This window comes from Verrucosispora sp. WMMD573 (assembly GCF_027497175.1).
In the GTDB taxonomy this organism is placed as follows: domain Bacteria; phylum Actinomycetota; class Actinomycetes; order Mycobacteriales; family Micromonosporaceae; genus Micromonospora.
Genome location: NZ_CP114901.1, coordinates 3095431 through 3115831, shown reverse-complemented (window position 1 = coordinate 3115831; position 20401 = coordinate 3095431). Strand labels below are relative to the sequence as shown.

The 20401-nt window shown below is 71.5% G+C and carries 18 protein-coding genes; 8 read left to right on the top strand and 10 right to left on the bottom strand.

What is annotated here, in order from left to right:
* Window positions 1–56 precede the first annotated feature (56 nt).
* Entirely contained in the window at window positions 57–1154 is a 1098-nt protein-coding gene (locus O7601_RS14340) for a lytic polysaccharide monooxygenase (protein WP_281566628.1), read from the top strand.
* A 95-nt stretch (window positions 1155–1249) separates the two neighbouring features.
* Here O7601_RS14340 and hemQ read toward each other — a convergent pair whose 3' ends face one another.
* Genes hemQ through hemE form a run of 3 tightly spaced genes read right to left on the bottom strand, consistent with a single transcriptional unit; the run spans window position 1250 to window position 4460 of the window.
* Complete coding sequence (gene hemQ, locus O7601_RS14335; RefSeq protein WP_281566627.1) at window positions 1250–1951, bottom strand: hydrogen peroxide-dependent heme synthase; 702 nt, start codon at window positions 1949–1951, stop codon at window positions 1250–1252.
* Complete coding sequence (hemG, locus tag O7601_RS14330) at window positions 1948–3357, bottom strand: protoporphyrinogen oxidase (RefSeq protein ID WP_281566626.1); 1410 nt, start codon at window positions 3355–3357, stop codon at window positions 1948–1950. Before hemG ends, hemQ begins: the two co-directional genes overlap by 4 nt.
* Before the next feature lie 5 nt (window positions 3358–3362).
* Entirely contained in the window at window positions 3363–4460 is a 1098-nt protein-coding gene (hemE, locus tag O7601_RS14325) for a uroporphyrinogen decarboxylase (RefSeq protein ID WP_281566625.1), read from the bottom strand.
* 181 nt (window positions 4461–4641) lie between these two features.
* Between hemE and O7601_RS14320 the strand changes: the two genes are divergently transcribed.
* The 5 genes from O7601_RS14320 to O7601_RS14300 all read left to right on the top strand — a co-directional run bounded on the left by O7601_RS14320 (window position 4642) and on the right by O7601_RS14300 (window position 11234).
* Complete coding sequence (locus tag O7601_RS14320) at window positions 4642–5214, top strand: DUF3000 domain-containing protein (RefSeq protein ID WP_281566624.1); 573 nt, start codon at window positions 4642–4644, stop codon at window positions 5212–5214.
* A gap of 84 nt (window positions 5215–5298) precedes the next feature.
* Window positions 5299–6624: a ribonuclease D gene (locus tag O7601_RS14315; protein WP_281566623.1), complete on the top strand. Its 1326-nt coding sequence runs from the start codon at window positions 5299–5301 to the stop codon at window positions 6622–6624.
* 235 nt (window positions 6625–6859) lie between these two features.
* Window positions 6860–8074 (top strand): thiolase family protein, encoded by a 1215-nt coding sequence (locus O7601_RS14310; protein WP_281566622.1) that lies wholly within the window; start codon window positions 6860–6862, stop codon window positions 8072–8074.
* Between the two features lie 50 nt (window positions 8075–8124).
* Window positions 8125–10194, top strand: coding sequence for a 3-hydroxyacyl-CoA dehydrogenase NAD-binding domain-containing protein (locus tag O7601_RS14305; protein WP_281566621.1), 2070 nt, complete (start codon window positions 8125–8127; stop codon window positions 10192–10194).
* Window positions 10195–10331: 137 nt separating this feature from the next.
* The gene (locus tag O7601_RS14300; protein ID WP_281566620.1) at window positions 10332–11234 is read left to right on the top strand and encodes a hypothetical protein; all 903 of its coding nucleotides are present in this window, start codon (window positions 10332–10334) and stop codon (window positions 11232–11234) included.
* Window positions 11235–11269: 35 nt separating this feature from the next.
* Here O7601_RS14300 and O7601_RS14295 read toward each other — a convergent pair whose 3' ends face one another.
* Window positions 11270–11707 (bottom strand): helix-turn-helix domain-containing protein, encoded by a 438-nt coding sequence (locus O7601_RS14295; RefSeq protein ID WP_281566619.1) that lies wholly within the window; start codon window positions 11705–11707, stop codon window positions 11270–11272.
* 130 nt (window positions 11708–11837) lie between these two features.
* Between O7601_RS14295 and O7601_RS14290 the strand changes: the two genes are divergently transcribed.
* Entirely contained in the window at window positions 11838–12704 is an 867-nt protein-coding gene (locus O7601_RS14290) for an aldo/keto reductase family oxidoreductase (RefSeq protein ID WP_281566921.1), read from the top strand.
* A 66-nt stretch (window positions 12705–12770) separates the two neighbouring features.
* Here O7601_RS14290 and O7601_RS14285 read toward each other — a convergent pair whose 3' ends face one another.
* The 6 genes from O7601_RS14285 to O7601_RS14260 form a co-directional block, all read right to left on the bottom strand.
* Window positions 12771–13184: a VOC family protein gene (locus O7601_RS14285; protein ID WP_281566618.1), complete on the bottom strand. Its 414-nt coding sequence runs from the start codon at window positions 13182–13184 to the stop codon at window positions 12771–12773.
* A gap of 329 nt (window positions 13185–13513) precedes the next feature.
* The gene (locus O7601_RS14280; RefSeq protein ID WP_281566617.1) at window positions 13514–14392 is read right to left on the bottom strand and encodes an RNA polymerase sigma-70 factor; all 879 of its coding nucleotides are present in this window, start codon (window positions 14390–14392) and stop codon (window positions 13514–13516) included.
* Window positions 14389–14979 (bottom strand): carboxymuconolactone decarboxylase family protein, encoded by a 591-nt coding sequence (locus O7601_RS14275; RefSeq protein ID WP_281566616.1) that lies wholly within the window; start codon window positions 14977–14979, stop codon window positions 14389–14391. Before O7601_RS14275 ends, O7601_RS14280 begins: the two co-directional genes overlap by 4 nt.
* Window positions 14980–15206: 227 nt before the next feature.
* The gene (locus tag O7601_RS14270; protein WP_281566615.1) at window positions 15207–16397 is read right to left on the bottom strand and encodes a HAMP domain-containing sensor histidine kinase; all 1191 of its coding nucleotides are present in this window, start codon (window positions 16395–16397) and stop codon (window positions 15207–15209) included.
* On the bottom strand, window positions 16394–17062 hold the full coding sequence (locus O7601_RS14265) for a response regulator transcription factor (RefSeq protein WP_281566614.1): 669 nt from the start codon (window positions 17060–17062) through the stop codon (window positions 16394–16396). The genes O7601_RS14270 and O7601_RS14265 overlap by 4 nt, the downstream gene beginning before the upstream one ends.
* Window positions 17063–17181: 119 nt before the next feature.
* Window positions 17182–18480 (bottom strand): PQQ-binding-like beta-propeller repeat protein, encoded by a 1299-nt coding sequence (locus O7601_RS14260; protein ID WP_281566613.1) that lies wholly within the window; start codon window positions 18478–18480, stop codon window positions 17182–17184.
* A gap of 76 nt (window positions 18481–18556) precedes the next feature.
* Here O7601_RS14260 and O7601_RS14255 point away from each other — a divergent pair, with 76 nt between their 5' ends.
* Window positions 18557–20401: a hypothetical protein gene (locus O7601_RS14255; protein ID WP_281566920.1), complete on the top strand. Its 1845-nt coding sequence runs from the start codon at window positions 18557–18559 to the stop codon at window positions 20399–20401.

Sequence of the window (20401 nt, the reverse complement as noted above, 5' to 3'; positions counted from 1 at the left end):
GCAACTCCCGAGCGTCCGGGCGCAGTCGCGAACTGACAATTCCCTTGGGGAGCTCCATGTCGAACGTACTCAGAACACCACGCGCCGCCTGGCTGCTTGCCATCGCGGCCGTCGCCTTGTTGCTGCTCAGCACCGCGCTGACCAACCCCGCCTCCGCACACGGTGCCACGGTCAACCCCGGCTCCCGCGCCTACGGCTGCTGGGAGCGCTGGGGCGGTGACCACATGAACCCGCGGATGGCCACCGAGGACCCGATGTGTTGGCAGGCATGGCAGGCCAACCCGAACGCCATGTGGAACTGGAACGGCCAACTCCGTGAGGGTGTGGGCGGCAACCACCAGGCGGCCGTACCGAACGGCCAGCTCTGCTCCGGCGGGCGTGCCGAAGGCGGTCGCTACAACGCCCTCGACACGCTCGGCGCCTGGCGGACCACCCCGGTCCCCAACAGCTTCCAGTTGAAGTTCTTCGACCAGGCCAGCCACGGTGCCGACTACCTCCGGGTGTATGCCACCCGGCAGGGTGTTGACACGCTCACCAAGCCGCTGGCCTGGTCCGACCTGGAACTGGTCGGCCAAATCGGCAACACGCCTGCGTCGCAGTGGCAACGGGAGGTCGACGGGGTGTCGATCCAGATTCCGGTGAACGCGCCCGGCCGCACCGGCCAACACATCATCTTCACCGTCTGGCAGGCCAGCCACTTCGACCAGTCGTACTACCACTGCAGCGACGTCCAGTTCGGTGGCGGCACCACCCCGCCGACCACCACCCCGCCGACCACGACGCCGCCCACCACCACCCCGCCCACCACGACGCCGCCCACCACCACCCCGCCCACCACCACCCCGCCGGCGACGGGTGCCTGCTCGGCGACGTACCGGGTCACCTCGACCTGGTCCGGCGGATTCCAGGGCGAGGTGCAGGTGACCGCCGGCAACGCGGCCATCCGCGGCTGGCGAGTGAGCTGGACCAACGGCAGCGGCCAACAGGTCAACCAGGCCTGGAACGCCACAGTCAGCTCCAACGGATCCACCGTCACCGCCACCAACGTCAGCTACAACGGCAACCTCGGCGCCGGCGCCAGCACCACCTTCGGCTTCCTCGCCTCCGGCAACAGCACAAGCACACCGACGGTGACCTGCACGGCCACCACCTGATCCCAGGCGGGGCCGCGCCACACTCCCTCGGGCGCGGCCCCGCCCGGCTCAGTCGGGCAGACCCGCACGCCAGCACCAGCCGGCTGGCCGGCGCCTCAGGCCAGGGCGGAGACGATGTCGGCGATCGAGCGGCGGCGACCGGTGTAGAACGGCACCTCCTCGCGTACGTGCAGCCGGGCGCGAGAGGCACGCAGGTCACGCATCAGGTCGACGATCCGGTGCAGCTCGTCGGCCTCGAAGGCGAGCATCCACTCGTAGTCGCCGAGCGCGAAGGAGGCGACCGTGTTGGCCCGTACGTCCGGGTAGCCACGGGCCATCTTGCCGTGCTCGGCCAGCAGTTCCCGCCGCTCGGCGTCGGGCAGCAGGTACCAGTCGTACGAGCGCACGAACGGGTAGACGCAGAGGTAGGCGCGGGCCTCCTCGCCGGCCAGGAACGCCGGGATGTGGCTCTTGTTGAACTCGGCGGGCCGGTGCAGCGCCATCTGCGACCAGACCGGAGTCATCGCCCGGCCCAGGGCGGTCCGCCGCAACCGCAGGTACGCGTCCTGGAGCGCGTCGCTGGACGCGGAGTGCCACCAGATCATCAGGTCGGCGTCGGCGCGCAACCCGGACACGTCGTAGGTGCCCCGCACCACCACGTCCTTGCCGGCCAGCTCCTCGATCAGCGACTCGACCTCGCCGGTGACGTTGTCGCGCAGCGACGGCAGCGGGGCGCTGGCCCGGAACACCGACCACATGGTGTAGCGAATGGTGGAGTTGAGTTCCTTCAGTCGGGCCGCGTTGCTCTGCTCGGTCATCTCCCCGATCCTTCCAGTGCCGTGATGATCTCCTCGGCCGCCGTCTCACCGGAGCGGACGCAGACCGGGATGCCGACCCCGTCGTAGCCGGCGCCGGCCAGCCGCAGCGTCGGATGTGTCGCCCGCAGCGCCGACCGGGCTGCGACCACCCGGTCGAGATGACCTGGGGTGTACTGCGGCAGCCCGCCGCCCCAGCGCTGCACGTGCCCGGCGACCGGGGCGGGCAGCGGCGCACCCAGCACCGCCGACAGTTCCCGGTGCACGGTGGCGGCAAGGTCCTCGTCGGTGCGCTGGAGCTGCACCTCGTCGCCGTACCGGCCGACCGAGGCACGCACCAGGGCCAGCCGGTCCGGCCGGCGCAGGTGCCCCCACTTGGTGGTGAAGAAGGTGGCCGCCTTGACCAGCAGCCCTTCGGTGGCGGGGACCAGGAAGCCGGAGAGGTCCGGCAGCACCGGTTCGGGCAGCGCGAGGGTGACCAGCGCGACGCTGGCGTAGTCCAGCCCGCCGACCTCCTTCGCCGCTTCCGGGGCGACCTCGGCGAGCAGGCGCGCCGCCGGCCGGGCCGGCACCGCCAGCACCACCGCGTCAACCTCGACGTGCTCGGGGTCGCGGGTCGGACCGACGGTCAGCCGCCAGCCGACGCCGGTCGGGACGAGCTCACGCACCGCCGCGTCGCGCCGGACCGTCGCCCCGCTGGCCGTCACCGCCGCGTCGACCAGGGTGCTCAGCCCGCCGTCGAGGGTGCCGAAGACCGGCTCGCCGGGGGCGCGGGGCGCGGCTGCCTGCGCGGCGCGTACCGCGGCGAGCAGCGTGTGTTCCACCCGGGCGGCCCGGGCCAGCGCCGGCATGGTGGTGACCAGGGACAGGTCGTCGGCGCGGCCCGCGTACACGCCGCCGAGCATCGGGTCGACCAGCCGGTCGACCACCTCGTCACCGAACCTCGACCGGACCAGCGCGCCCACGGAGACGTCGTCTCCGGGGCGGAGCAGCGGCCCACCGCCGTCGCGGTCGGCCTCAGCAGTGGGCCGGGCCACCGCCGAAACCTTCTCCAGATCACCGGGTACGCCGACAAGCGTGCCGCCGGGGATCGGGCGCAGTCCGCCGTCGACGGCCAGCGCCGCCTGCCCGACGGTGGGGTGGACGATCCGTCCCGCCAGGCCGAGCCGGCGAACCAGGGCCACGGCGGCGGATTCCCCGCCGGCCGGGTCACGCATCAGGAACGACTCGGCCCCGAACTCGACCGGCCCGCCGGCCAGCTCGCCGGTGCGCAGCTTGCCACCGAGCGCGCCGGACTGCTCGTACACGGTGATGTCGAGGCCGGCGGGGGCACGGTCGCGCAACCGGACCGCGGCGGCCAGGCCGGCGATGCCGCCACCGACCACCGCCACCCGCCGCCGCGTCGCCACGACGGTCAGCCCTGGTCGGCCGGTCGAGCGGACAGCTGGTGCACCAGCGCGACCACCCGGGTCAGCACCTCCGGGTCGGTCTCCGGCAGCACCCCGTGGCCGAGGTTGAACACGTGCCCCGGCGCGGCCCGGCCCTGCTCCAGGATCCGGCGTACCTCCGCCTCCACCACCGGCCACGGCGCCAGCAGCAGGGTCGGATCGAGGTTGCCCTGCACCGCCCGTTCCGGCCCGATCCGGCGGGTCGCGACGTCCAGCGGGGTACGCCAGTCGACGCCGACCACGTCGGCGCCGGCCTCGCCCATCGCGCCGAGCAGCTCGGCGGTGCCCACCCCGAAGTGGATGCGGGGGACACCGGTGTCGGCGAGACCGGTCAGCACCTTCGTCGAATGCGGCAGCACGAAGCGGCGGTAGTCGGCCTCGGAGAGCGCGCCGGCCCAGGAGTCGAAGAGCTGCACCGCCGACACGCCGGCCTCGATCTGCACCCGCAGGAACGCCAGGGTCACCTCGGCCAGCCGGCCGGCGAGGGCGTGCCACAGCTCGGGGTCGCCGTACATCAACGCCTTGGTCTTGGCGTGGGTACGCGACGGCCCACCCTCCACCAGATAACTGGCCAGCGTGAACGGGGCACCGGCGAAGCCGATCAGCGGGGTGTCGCCCAACTCCTTGACCAGCAGCCGGACCGCCTCGTCGACGTAGTCGACGTCATCGCGGCCGATCGGCCGGATCCGTTCGACGTCGGCGGCGGTACGCACCGGTTCGGCCACCACCGGGCCGGTGCCGGGCACGATGTCCAGGTCGACCCCGGCGGCGGCCACCGGCACCACGATGTCGCTGAACAGGATCGCCGCGTCCACCCCGTGCCGGCGTACCGGCTGAAGGGTGATCTCGGTGACCAGGTCGGGGCGGCGGCACGACTCCAGCATCCCCACGGTGGCCCGGATCTCGCGGTACTCCGGCAGCGACCGGCCCGCCTGGCGCATGAACCAGACCGGGGTGTGCGGGACCGGCCGGCGGCGGCACGCCCGCACGAAGGGCGAATCTGCGGGTCCGCCGGGGCGGGGTTCGTCGTCTCGGGCGGCGGTGCCCGTGGTGTCGGTGGTCATCGCGGCAATCGTGCCACGCGGCCGATCGCCGTCCCGCGCCCACCGCCACCTTTGTGACGCGAAACGAACGGCTGCCCGCAATCACCTCGGTACCACCCGCACCGCCCGCTTTCCAGCGGGCGGCCGGTGATCGTCGGCGCGCCTCGTGGGCCGGAACCGGACGGCGGAATAGGCTGCGGGCATGGCCCCCCCGATCGCGCTTCCCGACACGTTCGCCCGCGCGGTCGCGGGTCTCCGGTCGGCGACGCCCCGGCCGGAGATCCTGCTGGAGGAGGTGGGTGCCCCGCAACGGCTGGCCCCCTACTCGTTCGCGCTCTCGGCGTCGGTGCTGCGCGACGGTGACGAGGTGGCCAGCGGACGGCTGATCCTGCTGCACGATCCGGCCGGGCACGAGGCGTGGCAGGGCACGCTGCGGCTGGTCACCTACGTGACCGCCGAGTTGGAGGTCGACCTGGCCGCCGACCCGCTGTTGCCCGGGGTGGGGTGGACCTGGCTCACCGACGCCCTCGACGCCCAGGACGCGGAGTACCGGGCCATCGGCGGCACCATCACGCAGACCATGTCGACCCGCTTCGGCGAGCTGGCCGGCCCGCCCGCAGCCGGCGACGTGGAGATCCGCGCCTCCTGGACGCCGACCGGGGTCGACCTCGCCGCGCACCTGGACGCCTGGTGCACCCTGCTCGCCTCCACCGCCGGCCTGCCGCCGCCCGGCGTCACCGCCCTGCCCGAACGCCGCCCCGCCGCCACCGGCTGAGCCGCAGCGGCATCACCGCCCTGCGGCCGACACGCGGCGGGGCGGGTGGCGGCACTCGATCCACTCGCGCACTAGGGTTGTCAGGTGACCGACGAACCACCCCTGCGCCGTCGGGCCGCCGCAAGCCGTACGGGAAACGACACGCAGCACCCGCCATCGGCGCGGTCGGAGCCCTCGGACGCGGGGTCCGAGCCCACCGCCAGCCAGTCCGTGCCGCTGACCGCTCCCCGCGAGGGCACCCCCGAGCCCGTCGCCGCCCCGGAGCAGCTCGCCGAGGTCGTGGCGCGGTTCGCCAGCGGTGCCGGGCCGGTGGCCCTGGACGCCGAACGGGCCTCCGGCTACCGGTACAGCCAACGCGCCTACCTCGTGCAGCTACGTCGCGCCGGTGCCGGCACCGTACTGATCGACCCCCTGCCGCTGCCCGACCTCAGCGCCCTGGACGCCGTCATCGCCGAGACGGAGTGGGTGCTGCACGCGGCGAACCAGGATCTACCCTGCCTCGCGGAGCTGGGGCTGCGTCCCCGCCGGTTGTTCGACACCGAGTTGGCGGCCCGGCTGGCCGGCTTCGAGCGGGTGGGGCTCGCGGCGCTCACCGAGCAGTTGCTCGGGTTCAGCCTGGAGAAGCACCACTCCGCGGCGGACTGGTCGAGCCGGCCGCTGCCCGAATCCTGGCTGACCTACGCCGCCCTGGACGTCGAGCTGCTGACCGACCTGCGCGACGCACTCGACGCGGAGCTGACCCGGCAGGGCAAATCCGAGTGGGCTGCGGAGGAGTTCGCCGCGCTCGTGCTGAACGGCGCCCGACCGCCCCGGGTACGCGCCGAACCGTGGCGGCGCACGTCCGGAATTCACCGCGTCCGAGGCGCGCGGGCACAGGCCCGGGTCCGGTCCCTGTGGTATGCCCGGGACCAGATCGCCGCCCGGCGTGACACGGCGCCGGGCCGGGTGCTACCCGACTCGGCCATCGTCGCGGCGGCGGAGCTGGACCCGAGGGACGAGAAGACGCTGCTCACGCTGCCCGGCTTCGGTGGTCGCTCGGTGCGGCGGTTGGCGCGTACCTGGCTGGCGGCGCTCGACGACGCCCGGCAGTTGCCGGACGACGCGCTGCCGGTGGCGCCGACGGTGGAGGGGCCGCCCCCGCCACACCGCTGGGCGGAGCGGGACCCGGCCGCCGCCGCCCGGCTGACCCGCTGCCGGGAGGTGGTGCTGCGGGTGGCCGGCGAGCACAACCTGCCCCCGGAGAACCTGATCTCGCCCGACACCATTCGCCGGGTCGCCTGGCAGCCCCCCGAGGAGATCACCGAAGCCACCGTCGCCGAGGCCCTGCGCGCCCACCACGCCCGCGACTGGCAGATCACTCTCCTCCTCCCCCACCTCCCCACCGCCCTAACCCCCACCCCCACCCCCTAACCCCCACCCGGCGGTTGATCATGAAGTTGTTGTCGCCTGGACCGACGAACAGCGACAATAACTTCATGATCGACTAGGGTGCCCTGGGTGGTGTGGGGTGGGTTACAGGGGGAGGTGGTGTGGGGGTTATTACTGGCGAGTAGCATCGGGGAAACGCCAGTGCTGGCGACCTTGTCCGGTCCGTCGTGTGTATGCGACGCGACGAGCCGGATCGTGGTCGAATAGGAGGCTCATCGTGCCCCGTGAAGTCCGGGATGTCGTCTTCGTCGACGGCGTCCGCACCCCCTTCGGCAAGGCGGGTGGCATGTACGCCAACACCCGCGCCGACGACCTGGTGATCCGCTGCATCCGCGAACTGCTGCGCCGTAACCCCCAACTCCCGCCGGAGCGGGTGGAGGAGGTCGCGATCGCGGCCACCACCCAGATCGGCGACCAGGGCCTGACCATCGGCCGCACCGCCGCGCTGCTGGCGGGCCTGCCCAAGACCGTTCCGGGCTTCGCCATCGACCGGATGTGCGCCGGGGCGATGACCGCCGTGACGACCGTCGCGGGCGGCATCGCCATGGGCGCCTACGACATCGCGATCGCCGGTGGCGTCGAGCACATGGGCCGCCACCCGATGGGTGAGGGCGTCGACCCGAACCCGCGCATCATCGCCGAGAAGCTGGTCGACCCGTCCGCGCTGGTGATGGGCTCCACCGCGGAGAACCTGCACGACCGGGTCCCGCACATCACCAAGCAGCGCACCGACGCGTTCGCCCTCGCCTCCCAGCAGAAAACCGCGAAGGCGTACGCCAATGGCAAGCTCCAGGACGACCTGGTGCCGGTGGCGATCCGCGATGAGGAGAACGGCTGGGGCCTGGCCACGGTGGACGAGGCCCCCCGGGACACCTCGATGGAGAAGCTCGCCACGCTCAAGACCCCGTTCCGCCCGCACGGCAAGGTCACCGCGGGCAACGCGGCCGGTCTCAACGACGGCGCCACCGCCAGCCTGCTCGCCGACGAGGCCACCGCCCGCGAGCTGGGCCTGCCGGTGGCGATGCGGCTGGTGTCGTACGGCTTCGTCGGCGTCGAGCCGGAGGTGATGGGGGTCGGCCCGATCCCGTCGACGGAGAAGGCGCTGCGGATCGCCGGCCTGACCATCGACGACATCGGCCTGTTCGAGCTGAACGAGGCGTTCGCCGTGCAGGTGCTGGCCTTCCTCGACCACTTCGGCATCGCCGACGACGACCCGCGGGTCAACCCGTGGGGCGGCGCGATCGCCATCGGTCACCCGCTCGCCTCCTCCGGCGTACGGCTGATGACCCAGCTCGCCCGGCAGTTCGCCGAGCACCCGGAGGTCCGCTACGGCCTCACCGCGATGTGTATCGGCATCGGCATGGGCGGCACGGTCATCTGGGAGAACCCGCACTGGACCGGGTCCGCGCAGACGGAGGGTGGAGACAAGTGAGCGCGAGGAGTGAGCTTGCGAGCCCCGCAGTCGGGAACGAAGGAAATTCAGTGAGCGCGCTCGCCGCACCGAACGAGGTCGTCACCAAGGCTCTGCTGCGGCAGGTGAACGTGCCGGGGCTGGACCGGCCGGCCGCGTTGATCACCCTCGACAACGGATTCGACCACACCAAGCCGAACACCTTCGGCCCCGGCGGCCTGACCAGCCTCGACGAGGCGATCAGCGCCGCGCTGGCGGCCGACCCGGCGTTCATCGCGGTCACCGGCAAGCCGTACATCTTCTGCGTCGGCGCGGACATCACCGGCCTGCCGCAGCTCGCGGACCGCGCGCAGGCGCTGGAGATTGGCCGGCTGGGTCACCGGGTCTTCGCCCGGCTCAAGGACAGCTCGGTCCCGACCTTCGCCTTCGTCAATGGCGCGGCGATGGGCGGCGGCCTGGAGCTGGCCCTGCACTGCCACTACCGGACCCTGTCGGCCGGCGCGACGGCGCTGGCGCTGCCGGAGGTCTCGCTCGGCCTGATCCCGGGCTGGGGCGGCACCCAACTGCTGCCGAACCTGATCGGCATCCCCGCCGCCACCCAGGTGATCATTCAGAACCCGCTGATGCAGAACAAGATGCTCAAGCCGAAGCAGGCTGCCGAGCTGGGCATCGCGGACGTGCTGCTGGAACCGGCCGACTTCCTGGAGCGGTCCCTGGAGTGGGCCGCCGGTGTCGTCCGGGGGCAGGTCGAGGTGACCCGGCCCGAGGTCGACAAGGACATGTGGGCCGGGGTGCTCTACTTCGCCCGGCAGACGTTGGACCAGCGGTTGCACGGCGCGGTTCCGGCCGCGTACCAGGCGCTCGACCTGCTGGAGACGGCGAAGGACGCCGACTTCGCCACCGGCACCGCCGCAGAGGACGAGGCCCTCGCCGACCTGGTCTTCTCCGAGGAGTTGCGCAGCGGGCTGTACGCCTTCGACCTGGTGCAGCGACGGGCCAAGCGGCCGGCCGGCGCGCCGGACAAGGGCTTGGCCCGCCCGGTGACGAAGGTCGGCATCGTCGGCGCCGGTCTGATGGCCAGCCAGCTGGCGCTGCTGTTCGCCCGCCGCCTTCAGGTGCCGGTCGTGCTGACCGACCTGGACCAGGCCCGGGTCGACAAGGGCGTGGCCTACGTGCACACCCAGATCGAGAAGGCGGTCAGCAAGGGCCGGATGGACAAGGGCACGGCCGCGAAGCTGTACGGCCTGGTGTCCGGCTCGGTCGACAAGTCCGTCTTCACCGATGCTGACTTCGTCATCGAGGCGGTCTTCGAGGACCTGAACGTCAAGAAGCAGGTCTGGGCCGAGTTGGAGAAGGTCGTCAAGCCGGAGGCGGTGCTCGCCACCAACACCTCGTCGTTGTCGATCATTGAGATGGCGGCGGAGCTGGAGCACCCGGAGCGGGTCGTCGGCTTCCACTTCTTCAACCCGGTCGCGGTGCTGCCGCTGCTGGAGATCGTCCGGGGCGAGCGGACCGACGATGCCACCCTGGCCACCGCGTTCGCGGTCGGCAAGCAGCTGAAGAAGTCGAGTGTGCTGGTGAAGGACGCCCCGGCGTTCGTGGTGAACCGGCTGCTCACCCGCTTCCTGGGCACCGTGTTCGCTGCCGTCGACGCCGGCACTCCGCTGGAGGTGGCGAACCGGGCGCTGGACCCGCTGGGTCTGCCGATGCGCCCGCTGGCCCTGCTCCAGCTGGTCGGGCCGGCCGTCGCGTACCACGTGGGCGGCACCCTGCACGCTGCCTTCCCGGACCGGTTCGGGGTCAGCGAGAACCTCAAGCGGATCGCCGACTCCGGCCAGCCGATCGTCGTGGACGACGAGATCAACGCCGAGGTCGCAAAGCTGCTGGTGGTCGGCGACCAGCCGCTCACCGAGGAGCAGGTACGTCAGAACGCGCTGGACGCGCTGGCGCAGGAGATCCGGCTGATGCTCGACGAGGGCGTCGTCGCCGAGGCGCAGGACATCGACCTGTGCATGATCCTCGGTGCCGGTTGGCCGTTCCACCTGGGCGGCGTCACGCCCTACCTGGACCGGACCGGCACCAGCGAGCGGGTCACCGGCAGGCGGTTCCTGCCGCGCGGGGCGGCCAGCCTGTCCGGCTGAGCGGCGAGGAGACGACACCGATCGCGGTGGTCGCCCGACGAGGGCGGCCACCGCGAATCGCGTTCTCGTGGTGCTGCTGGTACGGATGCGACACCTGGCTACGATGACCGATCCACCCGAACCCAGGAGCTGACCGCATGTCCCACCCCTCGGACGAGCACCAGAACCCGCCGGCCGCCGGTCCGTATCCGCCCCCGGGCGGGTACCCGCCCCCGGGTGCGTACCCACAGCCGGGTGCCGTCCCGTACCCACCGGCCGGCGCCCAGCCGATGCCGCCGCAGCAACCCGGCCAGCCGGCACCCGGCGCCTACCCGCCGCCCGGCGCCTACCCACCACCGGGTCAGCCGTACCCCGTCGGTCAGGGGTTTCCCGGTCCTGCGCTTGCCGGCCCGGGACAGGCCGGTCAGGGGTTTCCCGGTCCTGAGTTCCCCGGTCCCGGGCCGGCCGGTACGCCGAGGAAGAAGTTCCGGGTCTGGCTGATCGTGCTGATCGTTCTCGCGGTCCTGCTGGTGCTCTGCGCCGGCGGCGGCACCGCCATCTGGTTCGCGGTCAAGGACGACGTCAGCGAGGCCGTGGACGCTTCCCGGACCCGGATGGTCGCCCCGGCCACCCTGGCCGGCCGCCCCAAGCTCACCGAGCCGGAGTTGCAGCAGGCGGCCGACGAGATGCTCAGCGAGATCCGCTCCACGGTGAGCAACGAGACAAGTGCGGTCGCCGCGTTCTACGGCAGCCCGACCGGCGAGAACCTCGTCATGATCGCGGGTGCGTCCGGCCTGATGTCCGACCCGAAGCAGGAACTCGACGCGGCGGTCCAGAGCCTCACCACCGGCATTGCGCTCCGCAACATGACCTCGGTGGACGCGGGACCGCTCGGCGGCGAGGCCCGTTGCGGCGACGGCCAGACGGACGGCGTGCCGCTCGGTGTCTGCACCTGGGCCGACCGGGGCAGCGTCGGGCTGATCGTGCTGTTCTTCTCGTCCCGCGCCGACGCCCAGGCCGAGTTCGTGACCATCCGCGGTCAGATCCAGCAGCGCGAGTGACCACGGCCGGCAGCAGGGCGGCGGACACGAGCGCGTCAGGAGGCAGCCGAGTCGTAATCGTCGCGGTTGGTGAGGACCTCGCTCATGTGTGCCTGAGCCCAGTACCTGATCTCGCGTGTCATCCGGTGGAGTGAGAGGCCGAGGTCGGTCAGCTCGTAGGAGACGGTGACCGGGACAGTGGGCGTCACGGTACGGGTGAGCAGGCCGTCACGCTCCAGCGAACGCAGGGTCTGGGTCAACATCTTCTGACTGACCCCGGCCAGCAGGCGGGCAAGCTCGGAGTAGCGCATCGCTCTCGGCGCGTCCGACCCGTCGGGTTGCGGGGAAGAGTCACCGCCCAACGCGCACAGGATCAGCACGACCCACTTGTCCGAGATCCGGTCGAGCAGCTGGCGGCTTGGGCAGGCTGCGAGGAACGTGTTGTAGTCCGCTTTGGCCTGCGCCTGCCGCTGGGCTGCCCTCATCGTGGTCATTGCTGCCCTCTCACTGTTGGGACGTTACGCACTTTGAAGTGCCTACTTCCCGATGGGAAGTGGCTCCAAGAATGATGCAGGCAAGCAAGACATGCCACCGTCTCTCCAGCGAGGAAGCGACACGATGAGCATCCGCACTACTTCCCTTCCCGGCGGCACCTGGAAGCTCGGCGATCGGGCGGTCACCCGTTTCGGGTACGGTGCCATGCAACTCGCCGGCCCCTGGGTGATGGGGCCACCCGCCGACCGCGACGGCGCGCTGGCCGTGCTGCGCGAAGCCGTCGACCTGGGAATCAGCCACATCGACACGAGCGACGCCTACGGGCCGCACGTCACCAACGAGCTGATCCGCGAAGCACTGCACCCCTATCCCGAGTCGCTGCTCATCGCCACCAAGGTGGGGGCGAATCGCGACGCACGGGGCGGCTGGCCGACGGCCCGCCGACCCGAGGATCTGCACAGGCAGGTCCACGAGAATCTGCGCTCCCTCGGGGTCGACACCCTCGATCTGGTCAACATGCGGATGGGTGACGCCGAAGGCCCCCAGCCCGGCTCGATCATCGAGGCGTTCGAGACCCTCGCCGCGCTTCAGCAGGAGGGCCTGATCCGTCACCTCGGCGTCAGCAACGTCACCGCCGAGCAGGTCGCCGAGGCGCGGGCGGTCGCCCCGGTGGTGTGCGTGCAGAATTTGTACAACCTCGCCCACCGCCACGACGACGACCTCGTCGAACAGCTCGCCGCCGACGGTATCGCCTACGTGCCGTTCTTTCCGCTCGGCGGTTTCTCACCGGTGCAGTCCGAGGCACTCTCGGCCGTCGCCGCCCGGTTGGGCTCGACACCGATGTCCGTCGCCCTCGCCTGGCTGTTGCAGCGCTCACCGAACATCCTGCTGATTCCCGGCACCTCAAAGGTGGCGCACCTGCGCGAGAACGTCGTCGGGGCGGGGCTGTCGCTGTCCGCCGAGGACATCGCCGCGTTGGACGGCATCGGCCGCTGATCGGTAGGCAAGACCGACATCGGAGCGGCGGCACCCCGCCGCTCCGATGTCACGGCCTCGCTCCCCTCAGGCGTCCGTCACAGTCTCCTCCGCCGCCTGTCGGGCCGCCGCCTTCTCGGCGGCGCTGCGCAGTACGCAGAACTCGTTGCCCTCCGGATCGGCGAGCACCACCCAACCGGCGCCGGTCGGCCCGATGTGGTCGGCGACGTGCCGGGCTCCGATGCCGAGCAGCCGCTCGACCTCCTCGTCCCGGGTCCGGTCGGTGGGTTCCAGATCGAGGTGCAGCCGGTTCTTCACCGTCTTGCCCTCCGGTACCGCCAGGAAGAGCACCTCCGGACCGCCCGGCGGCAGCAGCATGGCCTCCGGGTCACCCGGGAAGTCGTCCGGCTGGCGGGGGCACTCGAAGACCTGGGCCCAGAAACCGGCCAGGGCATACGTGTCGTGACAGTCGATTCCGATGTTGTGGATCCGTGTGCTCATGTGTCGTCCCTCGTGGTGTTCGCCGACGACGCCGCGGCCCTGTCGGCTTCCGGCCTTCGAATCGCCGAGCTTGCGCGAGGCGCTACCCGGCGTGGCGGATCGGAGGCGGACGTACGGGCGCGGACGTCGCCGCAGTCAGAACTGGCGTGTCTGGTCCGCTGAGTTGCGGGAAAGCGATCCCGCTACAGGTGCCCCGCGAGGATGAGCGATCAGCCGGCAGAGCGGGGCGCGGACAGCATCATCGTGAACATCGACGCACCCCCCTCCTTGGTCGGGCTGACCCGGCGATCTTCGCACCGCCACACCTGCCGCGCAACCCCGTGCCCCACTCACCGTCGAAGCTCGGCTACCACGCCCAGCCGTTCGAGCTTGTGCGGGTTGCGGACCGCATAGATCCGGGTGATCCGGCCGTCCTCGATGACGAACGACACGGCCGTGTCGTTCTCGCCGCCGGGGTCGATGCGGGCCGCGACGCCGCCGTTGAGGTCGACGACGAAAGCTCTGGCGTCGTGCGCGAGCTCGGCGAAGCGGGCCATCACCGGGGCGACCTTCGCGGCCCCGCGGACCGGCTTCGGAATCGCCGGAGCCAGACCGCCCCCGTCGCCCACCACGAGCACGTCGGGAGCCAGCACCTTGAGCAGTCCGGGCACGTCGCCGGTGGTCAGGGCGGCGAGGAACCGCTCGACCACCTGCTCCTGCTCGGTGCGGCTCACCGACATCCGGGGCCGGCGTGCCGCCACGTGCTTGCGAGCCCGCGTCGCGATCTGCCGCACCGCCGCCGGCGACTTGTCCAGCGCCGCAGCGATCTCGTCGTACGGCACGTCGAAGACCTCGCGGAGCACGAAGACCGCCCGCTCCGTCGGTAGCAGCGTCTCCAGTACCGCAAGCATGGCGATCGAGACGCTCTCCGCAAGCTCGATGTCCTCGGCGACGTCCGGGCTGGTCAACACCGGCTCGGGCAGCCACTCGCCCACGTAATCCTCGCGCTGGCGCGCGAGCGTGCGCATCCGGTTGAGGCAGAGCCGGGTCACGATCCGAACGAGGTACGCCCGAGGCTCCCGCACCTGGCCGCGCCCGGCGTCGGCCAGGGCCGCCCACCGCAGCCAGGTCTCCTGCACCACGTCCTCGGCGTCGGAGACCGAGCCGAGCATCTCGTAGGCGACAGTGAACAGCAGGCTGCGGTGGGCGACGAAGGGGTCTTCGCTCATGACGCGGACGCTACTCCCGGTCGCTCGGCCAGCGGCTTCAAGCCGCACGTGGCGGCGAAGCCGTCGGACTCGATGCCGAGCGCCACGTTGCCCCGCGTGGTCATGTTCGCGAACGCGATCACCGAGGTGAGCTCCACCATCGCGGCAGCTCCCAGCTCAGCGTGCAGCCGGCGCACCAGCTCGTCGGTCACTGTCGGTGGCGTCTGGCTCATCGCCTCGGCGTACTCCAGGACGTCCCGCTCCAGCGCAGTGAAGACGTCCACCTCGCGCCACCGCGGGATCTCGCGTGCCTTCTCCACGTCGAGTCCCCTGTTGCGGGCCTCGAAGTAGTTGAAGTCCAGGCACCACGTGCAGCCCACGAGCGACGCGACCGCCATGTGGGCGAACGACTTCAAGCCCTCGTCGCAGGCGTTCCACTTCTGCAGCTTGCCGCCGAGGCCGAAGCTGGCGAACAGCACCTTGGGGTTGTGCCAGTAGACGCCCACCGCCGTCGGCACCCTGCCCAGCTTCTTCTCGATCATCCGCTTGATCAACGCTCCCTTGACGCCGGTGATCTCGGCCGGGGGAATGCGGGTCGAGGGCTCCATGTCTCCTCCTGCGTCGGTGGCCGGTCCGACGGGTTGGTGGACCGCCATGCCATGAAGACACCAGCCGGGCCTCGGCTGTGACATCGCTGAGTCGCGTCACCGTCGCCGGCCTCGGAGCGGTCTGGGCGTTGCCGCCTGATCGTCGCCACGCACCCCATGCACCGTACCTCCGCGATGGGCTGCGCACGGCGCACCCAGCCGACGATCCGCGGCTGACGGGCGACGGGTCAGCGGGCGGCTTGCGCAGCCGGCAGGCTGACGGTCACCTCCAGGCCGCCACCGGGCTGCGCGACGGCGGTCACCGTGCCGCAGTGGGCGTCGCAGACCGCCCGCACGATGGACAAGCCCAGGCCCGAGCCGCGCGCCCCGGTACGCTCCCGGCCGCCCCGCCGGAAGGGCTCGAACAGCCCCGGCACGTCGGCCGGGTCCACCTCGAAGCCGGTGTTGCCCACCACCAGCCAGGATCGCTGCCCGTCCGAGCCGGTGCGCACCCAGAGCCGGCCGTGCAGGTGGTTGTAGCGGACCGCGTTCTCGATCAGGTTGCCGGCCAGCCGGTCCAGCAGCCCGGGGTCGCCCACCACCGGCGCCGGCTCCAGCGACGTCTGGACCGCCAGCTTGATCCGCTCCACCTCGCGGCGTACGGCGGAGAGCGCGTTGACGGTGCCGGCGGCCAGGTCGCACTCGCTGCGCCGGCCGAGCCGCTGACCGGTCTGCGCCTCGCTGCGCGCCAGCACCAGCAGTGCGTCCACCAGCCCGTTGGCGCGTTCGGAGGCGTCGCGTACCACTGTCGCCATCCGGCGGTACTCGCCGGTGTCCGCCTCGTCGTCGCTGAGTGTCACGTCGATCTCGGTACGCATCACCGCCAGCGGCGTCCGCAGTTCGTGCGAGGCGTTGGCCACGAACCGCCTCTGCGCCTCGAACGCGGCGGCGATCCGGTCCAGCATGGCGTCGAAGGTGTCGGCCAGCTCGGCCACCTCGTCGTTCGCCCCGGAGTAGCCGATCCGCTGGTCCAGCGTGGTCTCGCCGAGCCGGCGGGCGGTCGCGGTGACCTGGTGCAGCGGGCGCAGCGCCCGCCCGGCGACCGCGTACGCCCCGACCACGCCGACCACGCCGATCGCCAGCAGCGCGGCCAGCCCTTTGGCCAGCAGTTCCCCGGAGGCCGCGTCGACGAGCCGCTGTTGCCATGCGGCGGCCTCCAACGTGCTCCCGTCCGCGAGCACCACTGTGGTGCCGGGCAACAGCTCGTCGGTGGGGCGCAACGCGTCCCGCACCAGCAGCCAGGCCAGCAGTATCAGGATCGCACCGGCACCGACCAGCAACACGCCGTTGAGCAGGGTCAGTCGCAGCCGCAGCGTGGGACGTAGCCGCAGGGAGGGCCGCCGCAACGCGGGCAGCCAGCGACGCGCGACGCCCGTCACTGCACCACCTCGGCCGTCCGGTAGCCGGCACCGACCACGGTCTCGATCAGCGGTGGGTCGCCGAGCTTGCGGCGCAGCGTCATCACGGTGACCCGGACGATTGTGGTGAAGGGGTCGGTGTTGGCGTCCCAGACACGTTCCAGCAGTTCCTCACTGGACACCACGGCTCCCCGGGCCTTGAGCAGTTCGCAGAGCACACCGAACTCCTTGTTGGTCAGCTCCACCGGCACTCCGCCCCGGGTGGTGGTACGGCGGGCCGGGTCGACCACCAGGTCGGCGATTTCCAACACCGGCGGGGCCGCCGGAGTTGCCCGTCGGCCCAGTGCCTGCACCCGGGCGACCAGTTCGTCGAAGGCGAACGGCTTGGGCAGGTAGTCGTCGGCACCGAGTTGCAGGCCCTCGACCCGGTCGGCGACCGTGCCGCTGGCGGTCAACATCAGCACCCGGGTCAATTCGCCGGACGCGGCCAACTCCGCGCAGATCTGGTCGCCGTGCCGGCCGGGCAGGTCACGGTCGAGCACCACCACGTCGTACCGGGTCACGAACGCCATCTCGTGGCCGCTGTCGCCGTCGTACGCGACGTCCACCGCCATGCCCCGTTTGCGCAGCCCTCGCGCGATCGCGTCGGCGAGGTTGCGTTCGTCCTCGACCACCAGTACCCGCATGCCCGCCCCTTTGTCCGCCCACCGACCATCGACAACGTAACGCCGCCGACCAAGCCACCCGTGACGGGTCCGGCCTGACCGGCCCGGAGAAAGCCGAGCCAGCCGCCGTGACGGGCCTGTCAGTCGGGCAGTTGCCAGATGCCGTAGCCACCGTTGGACAGACGGCAGCCGACGAGGTCGTACCGGGTCTGGCAGTCACCGCCGGCGCCCGGCAGCACATCGAGCCGGCGGGCCGGTGCCCCCGTGGGGCCGAGCCGGGCCAGCACCAGCCCCTCCTCGGCCACCGCACGCACCATGAGCACCTGCGGCGCGTACTCGTAGCGGGCAACCATGTTCCACGACCCGTGCTCGGTCACCGTCGCACCGGTGCTCAGGGCGAGCGTGACGATTTCGTTGGTGTTCCGGGCCACCGCGAGGGCGTTGCCGTCACCCACCAGCACGATGTCGAGAATCTCCTCGCTGCTCCAGCGCACCTCCCCGGTGGCCGGGTCGAGGACCTGCAACCCACCGCCGGCCAGCCCGGCGCAGAGCAGTGGCCCGCAGCCGGTGACGTAGGTCGCCGTCGGCACGGTCACCTGCCAGCGCTCGGCCAGATCATCGACGGTGAGCGCGGCAATGGTACGGGAATTGCGCACCACCGTCACGAGATCGCCGGCCACGTACGCCTGCTGGTAGCTGCTCGAATGGTCGGCGGGCGGGGGAAGGCGGTGCCGCACCGTCCCGGTCATCGGGTCGATCAGCTGGACCTCGCCGTCGACCGTCGCCAGCACGATGCTGTCGAGCGTTCCGTCTTCCCGCTGCCAGTGGTCGACACTGGCCGCCGACAAGGTGATGGACCACAGTTCGTCGGCGGTCGCTAGATCGATCATCCGTAGTACGTTCGGCTCGCTGTCGCTGAACGTGCGCAACAGCGCCCGGTCGGGCATCTCCAGGATGGCGATACCGGGCACCCGCCAACGCTCCGCGCCGGTGTACGTGTCCAACCGTACGGTCTGGCTGGTGCCGGTGTCCTGGCGACCCATGGCGACCAGCAGCCCGGCGTCGGCGACCGGCTGCACCCGGTAGACCCGGTTGCCCAGCGGCACGGGTACCCGCCACAACGGCGTCAGCCGCTGCGGCGCGACGGTGGGACGGTCGGGCCGTGGATAGGCGAGCAGCTCCTGGCTACCGTCGGTGACGCCGGGCATCGGGGAAACCGTGAAGATCTGGTCGGCGGCGATGAACAGGTCGCTGCCCAGGGCAGCGGGCACGACCGCGTGGATCCGCCGGGCCGGCGGTGCGCCGCCGGCCAAGGTCAGCAGCGCGACGAGTGCCACCAACACGACCGCCACCCGGCGGCCACCCGGCCCGGAGCGGCGGCGCTGTGCCGGCGGCGGATCGGTCGGCTCGGTCAGCTCACCGAGGTCGATCAACGTCACGCCTGTCCTCCCCTGACACACACCAGACGCGCGGCGGGCGGGCGGGGTTCCGCCTGTACGATGGCCCGTCGTGGCTGTGCCGGTGGTGAATCCCTCGCTGAACCCCGTCTCCGAGACCGTCGAGACGCGATCAACGACAACCCGTGCCCGGCGACGGCCGACACGCGCCGACGCGCTGGCCATCGGAGCCTACGTGCTACTCGGCGTCATCGTCTGCCTCAACTACTGGGCCGACGTGAACAACCGGGTCTCGTCGCACCTGCCCACCGACCACAGCTGGTTCGAGTGGCTTTTCGCGCACGGCGCGTACTCGGTGCAGCACCTGGAGAATCCGCTCTTCACCGCCCGGCAGAACGCCCCGGACGGGGTGAACATGATGGCCAACACCTCGCTGCTCGGGGTGACCCTGCCGCTGGCCCCACTGACCATGCTGCTCGGCCCCCAGGTGGTGTACGCGCTCTACCTGGGCGGGGCGTTGGCCGCGACAGCGGGCACCTCGTACTGGATGCTGTCGCGGCACCTGGTGCGCTCCCGGGCGGCGGCCTTCGTCGGCGGCGCGTTCCTCGGTTTCGCCCCGGGCATCGTGCACCACGCCAACGGTCAGCCCAACTTCGTCTCCAACTTCCTGCTGCCGCTGATCGTGGTGCGGGTGTTCCGGCTGGTCGAGCCGGGCCGCTGGCGGCGCAACGGGCTGGTGCTGGGGCTGCTGGTGGCGTACCAGATCTTCATCAACGAGGAGATGCTGCTGCTCACCGCGATGGCCTGCCTGGTCGTCGTGATCGCGTACGCGGCGATGCGTCCCCGCGTGGCGTGGGCGCGGGCCGGCACGTTCGCGGCCGGGCTGGGCCTCGGTGGAGCGGTGGCGCTGCTGCTGACCGCGTACCCGATCTGGTTCCAGTTCAACGGGCCGCAGTCCTACCGGGGACTCCAGGGCGGGGTGTTCCACAGCTGGGGCGAGGACATCGTCGCCTTCGTCACCTTCCCCCGCGACACCATCGCCGGTGACGAGGCGGTGGAGGCGACCATCGGTATGACCGAACAGAACACCTGGTTCGGCTGGCCGCTGGTGCTGCTGTCGGTGGTGGCCCTGGCCCTGCTGGTCCGCCGCTCGCTGCTGGCCCGGATCCTGGCCGTGCTGGTGGTGGTCTTCTCGGTCGCCGCGCTCGGACCGGAGATCCGGTTCAACGGGGAGCTGACCGGTATCGCCGGCCCGTGGTCGTACATTCCGGAGGATCTGCCGCTGGTCGAGATGATGATGCCGACCCGGCTGACCCTGGTGACCACCGCCGCGCTCGGCGTACTGCTGGCACTTGCCTGGGACGCGGTGGCCGGCCGCCACCGACCGCCGGTGCCGGCTCCGCGCGCACCGGAGGGGGTGGCTCCCACCCGGCGGCGTCCCCGCTGGCAGCACCTCGTCGGGTACGCCGCCATCACTCTCGCCCTCCTGCCGCTGCTGCCCCGTCCACTGCCGGCCGAGCCGGTCGACCCGCCGCCGACCTTCATCACCTCGGGCGCCTGGCGGCCGTACGTGCCGAAGGGCCGCACGCTGGTGCCGGTGCCCATCCCGAGCAACGTGCACGGCCTGTCCACGCTGCGGTGGAGCGCGCTCACCGGGCACGAGTTCGCGATTCCGGCCGGCTACTTCATCGGCCCGAACGAGGACGGCGAAGGTGTCTTCGGCGCACCGAACCGGCCCACCAGCACCCTGATCTACCAGACCATGGACGCCGGTGAGCTGCCCGAGATCAGCGACGAGAATCGCCGGCAGGCGGTGGAGGACCTGCGCTTCTGGCGGGCGTCGGTGGTGGTGCTGGGCGCGCATCCCCGCGAGCCGGTGCTGCGGGAACTGCTGACCGCGCTGCTCGGTGGCCCGCAACGCGTCGACGACGTCTGGCTCTGGGACGTACGCGACCAGGTGTGA

Excerpts from the sequence above, each read along its gene's own strand:
- O7601_RS14320 (WP_281566624.1), top strand. The coding sequence starts at position 4,642 with ATGGCCCCCCCGATCGCGCTTCCCGACACGTTCGCCCGCGCGGTCGCG.
- O7601_RS14340 (WP_281566628.1), top strand. The coding sequence starts at position 57 with ATGTCGAACGTACTCAGAACACCACGCGCCGCCTGGCTGCTTGCCATC.
- O7601_RS14285 (WP_281566618.1), bottom strand. The coding sequence starts at position 13,184 with ATGAGCACACGGATCCACAACATCGGAATCGACTGTCACGACACGTAT.
- O7601_RS14275 (WP_281566616.1), bottom strand. The coding sequence starts at position 14,979 with ATGGAGCCCTCGACCCGCATTCCCCCGGCCGAGATCACCGGCGTCAAG.
- O7601_RS14300 (WP_281566620.1), top strand. The coding sequence starts at position 10,332 with ATGTCCCACCCCTCGGACGAGCACCAGAACCCGCCGGCCGCCGGTCCG.
- O7601_RS14265 (WP_281566614.1), bottom strand. The coding sequence starts at position 17,062 with ATGCGGGTACTGGTGGTCGAGGACGAACGCAACCTCGCCGACGCGATC.
- O7601_RS14280 (WP_281566617.1), bottom strand. The coding sequence starts at position 14,392 with ATGAGCGAAGACCCCTTCGTCGCCCACCGCAGCCTGCTGTTCACTGTC.
- O7601_RS14295 (WP_281566619.1), bottom strand. The coding sequence starts at position 11,707 with ATGACCACGATGAGGGCAGCCCAGCGGCAGGCGCAGGCCAAAGCGGAC.
- hemE (WP_281566625.1), bottom strand. The coding sequence starts at position 4,460 with ATGACCACCGACACCACGGGCACCGCCGCCCGAGACGACGAACCCCGC.
- hemQ (WP_281566627.1), bottom strand. The coding sequence starts at position 1,951 with ATGACCGAGCAGAGCAACGCGGCCCGACTGAAGGAACTCAACTCCACC.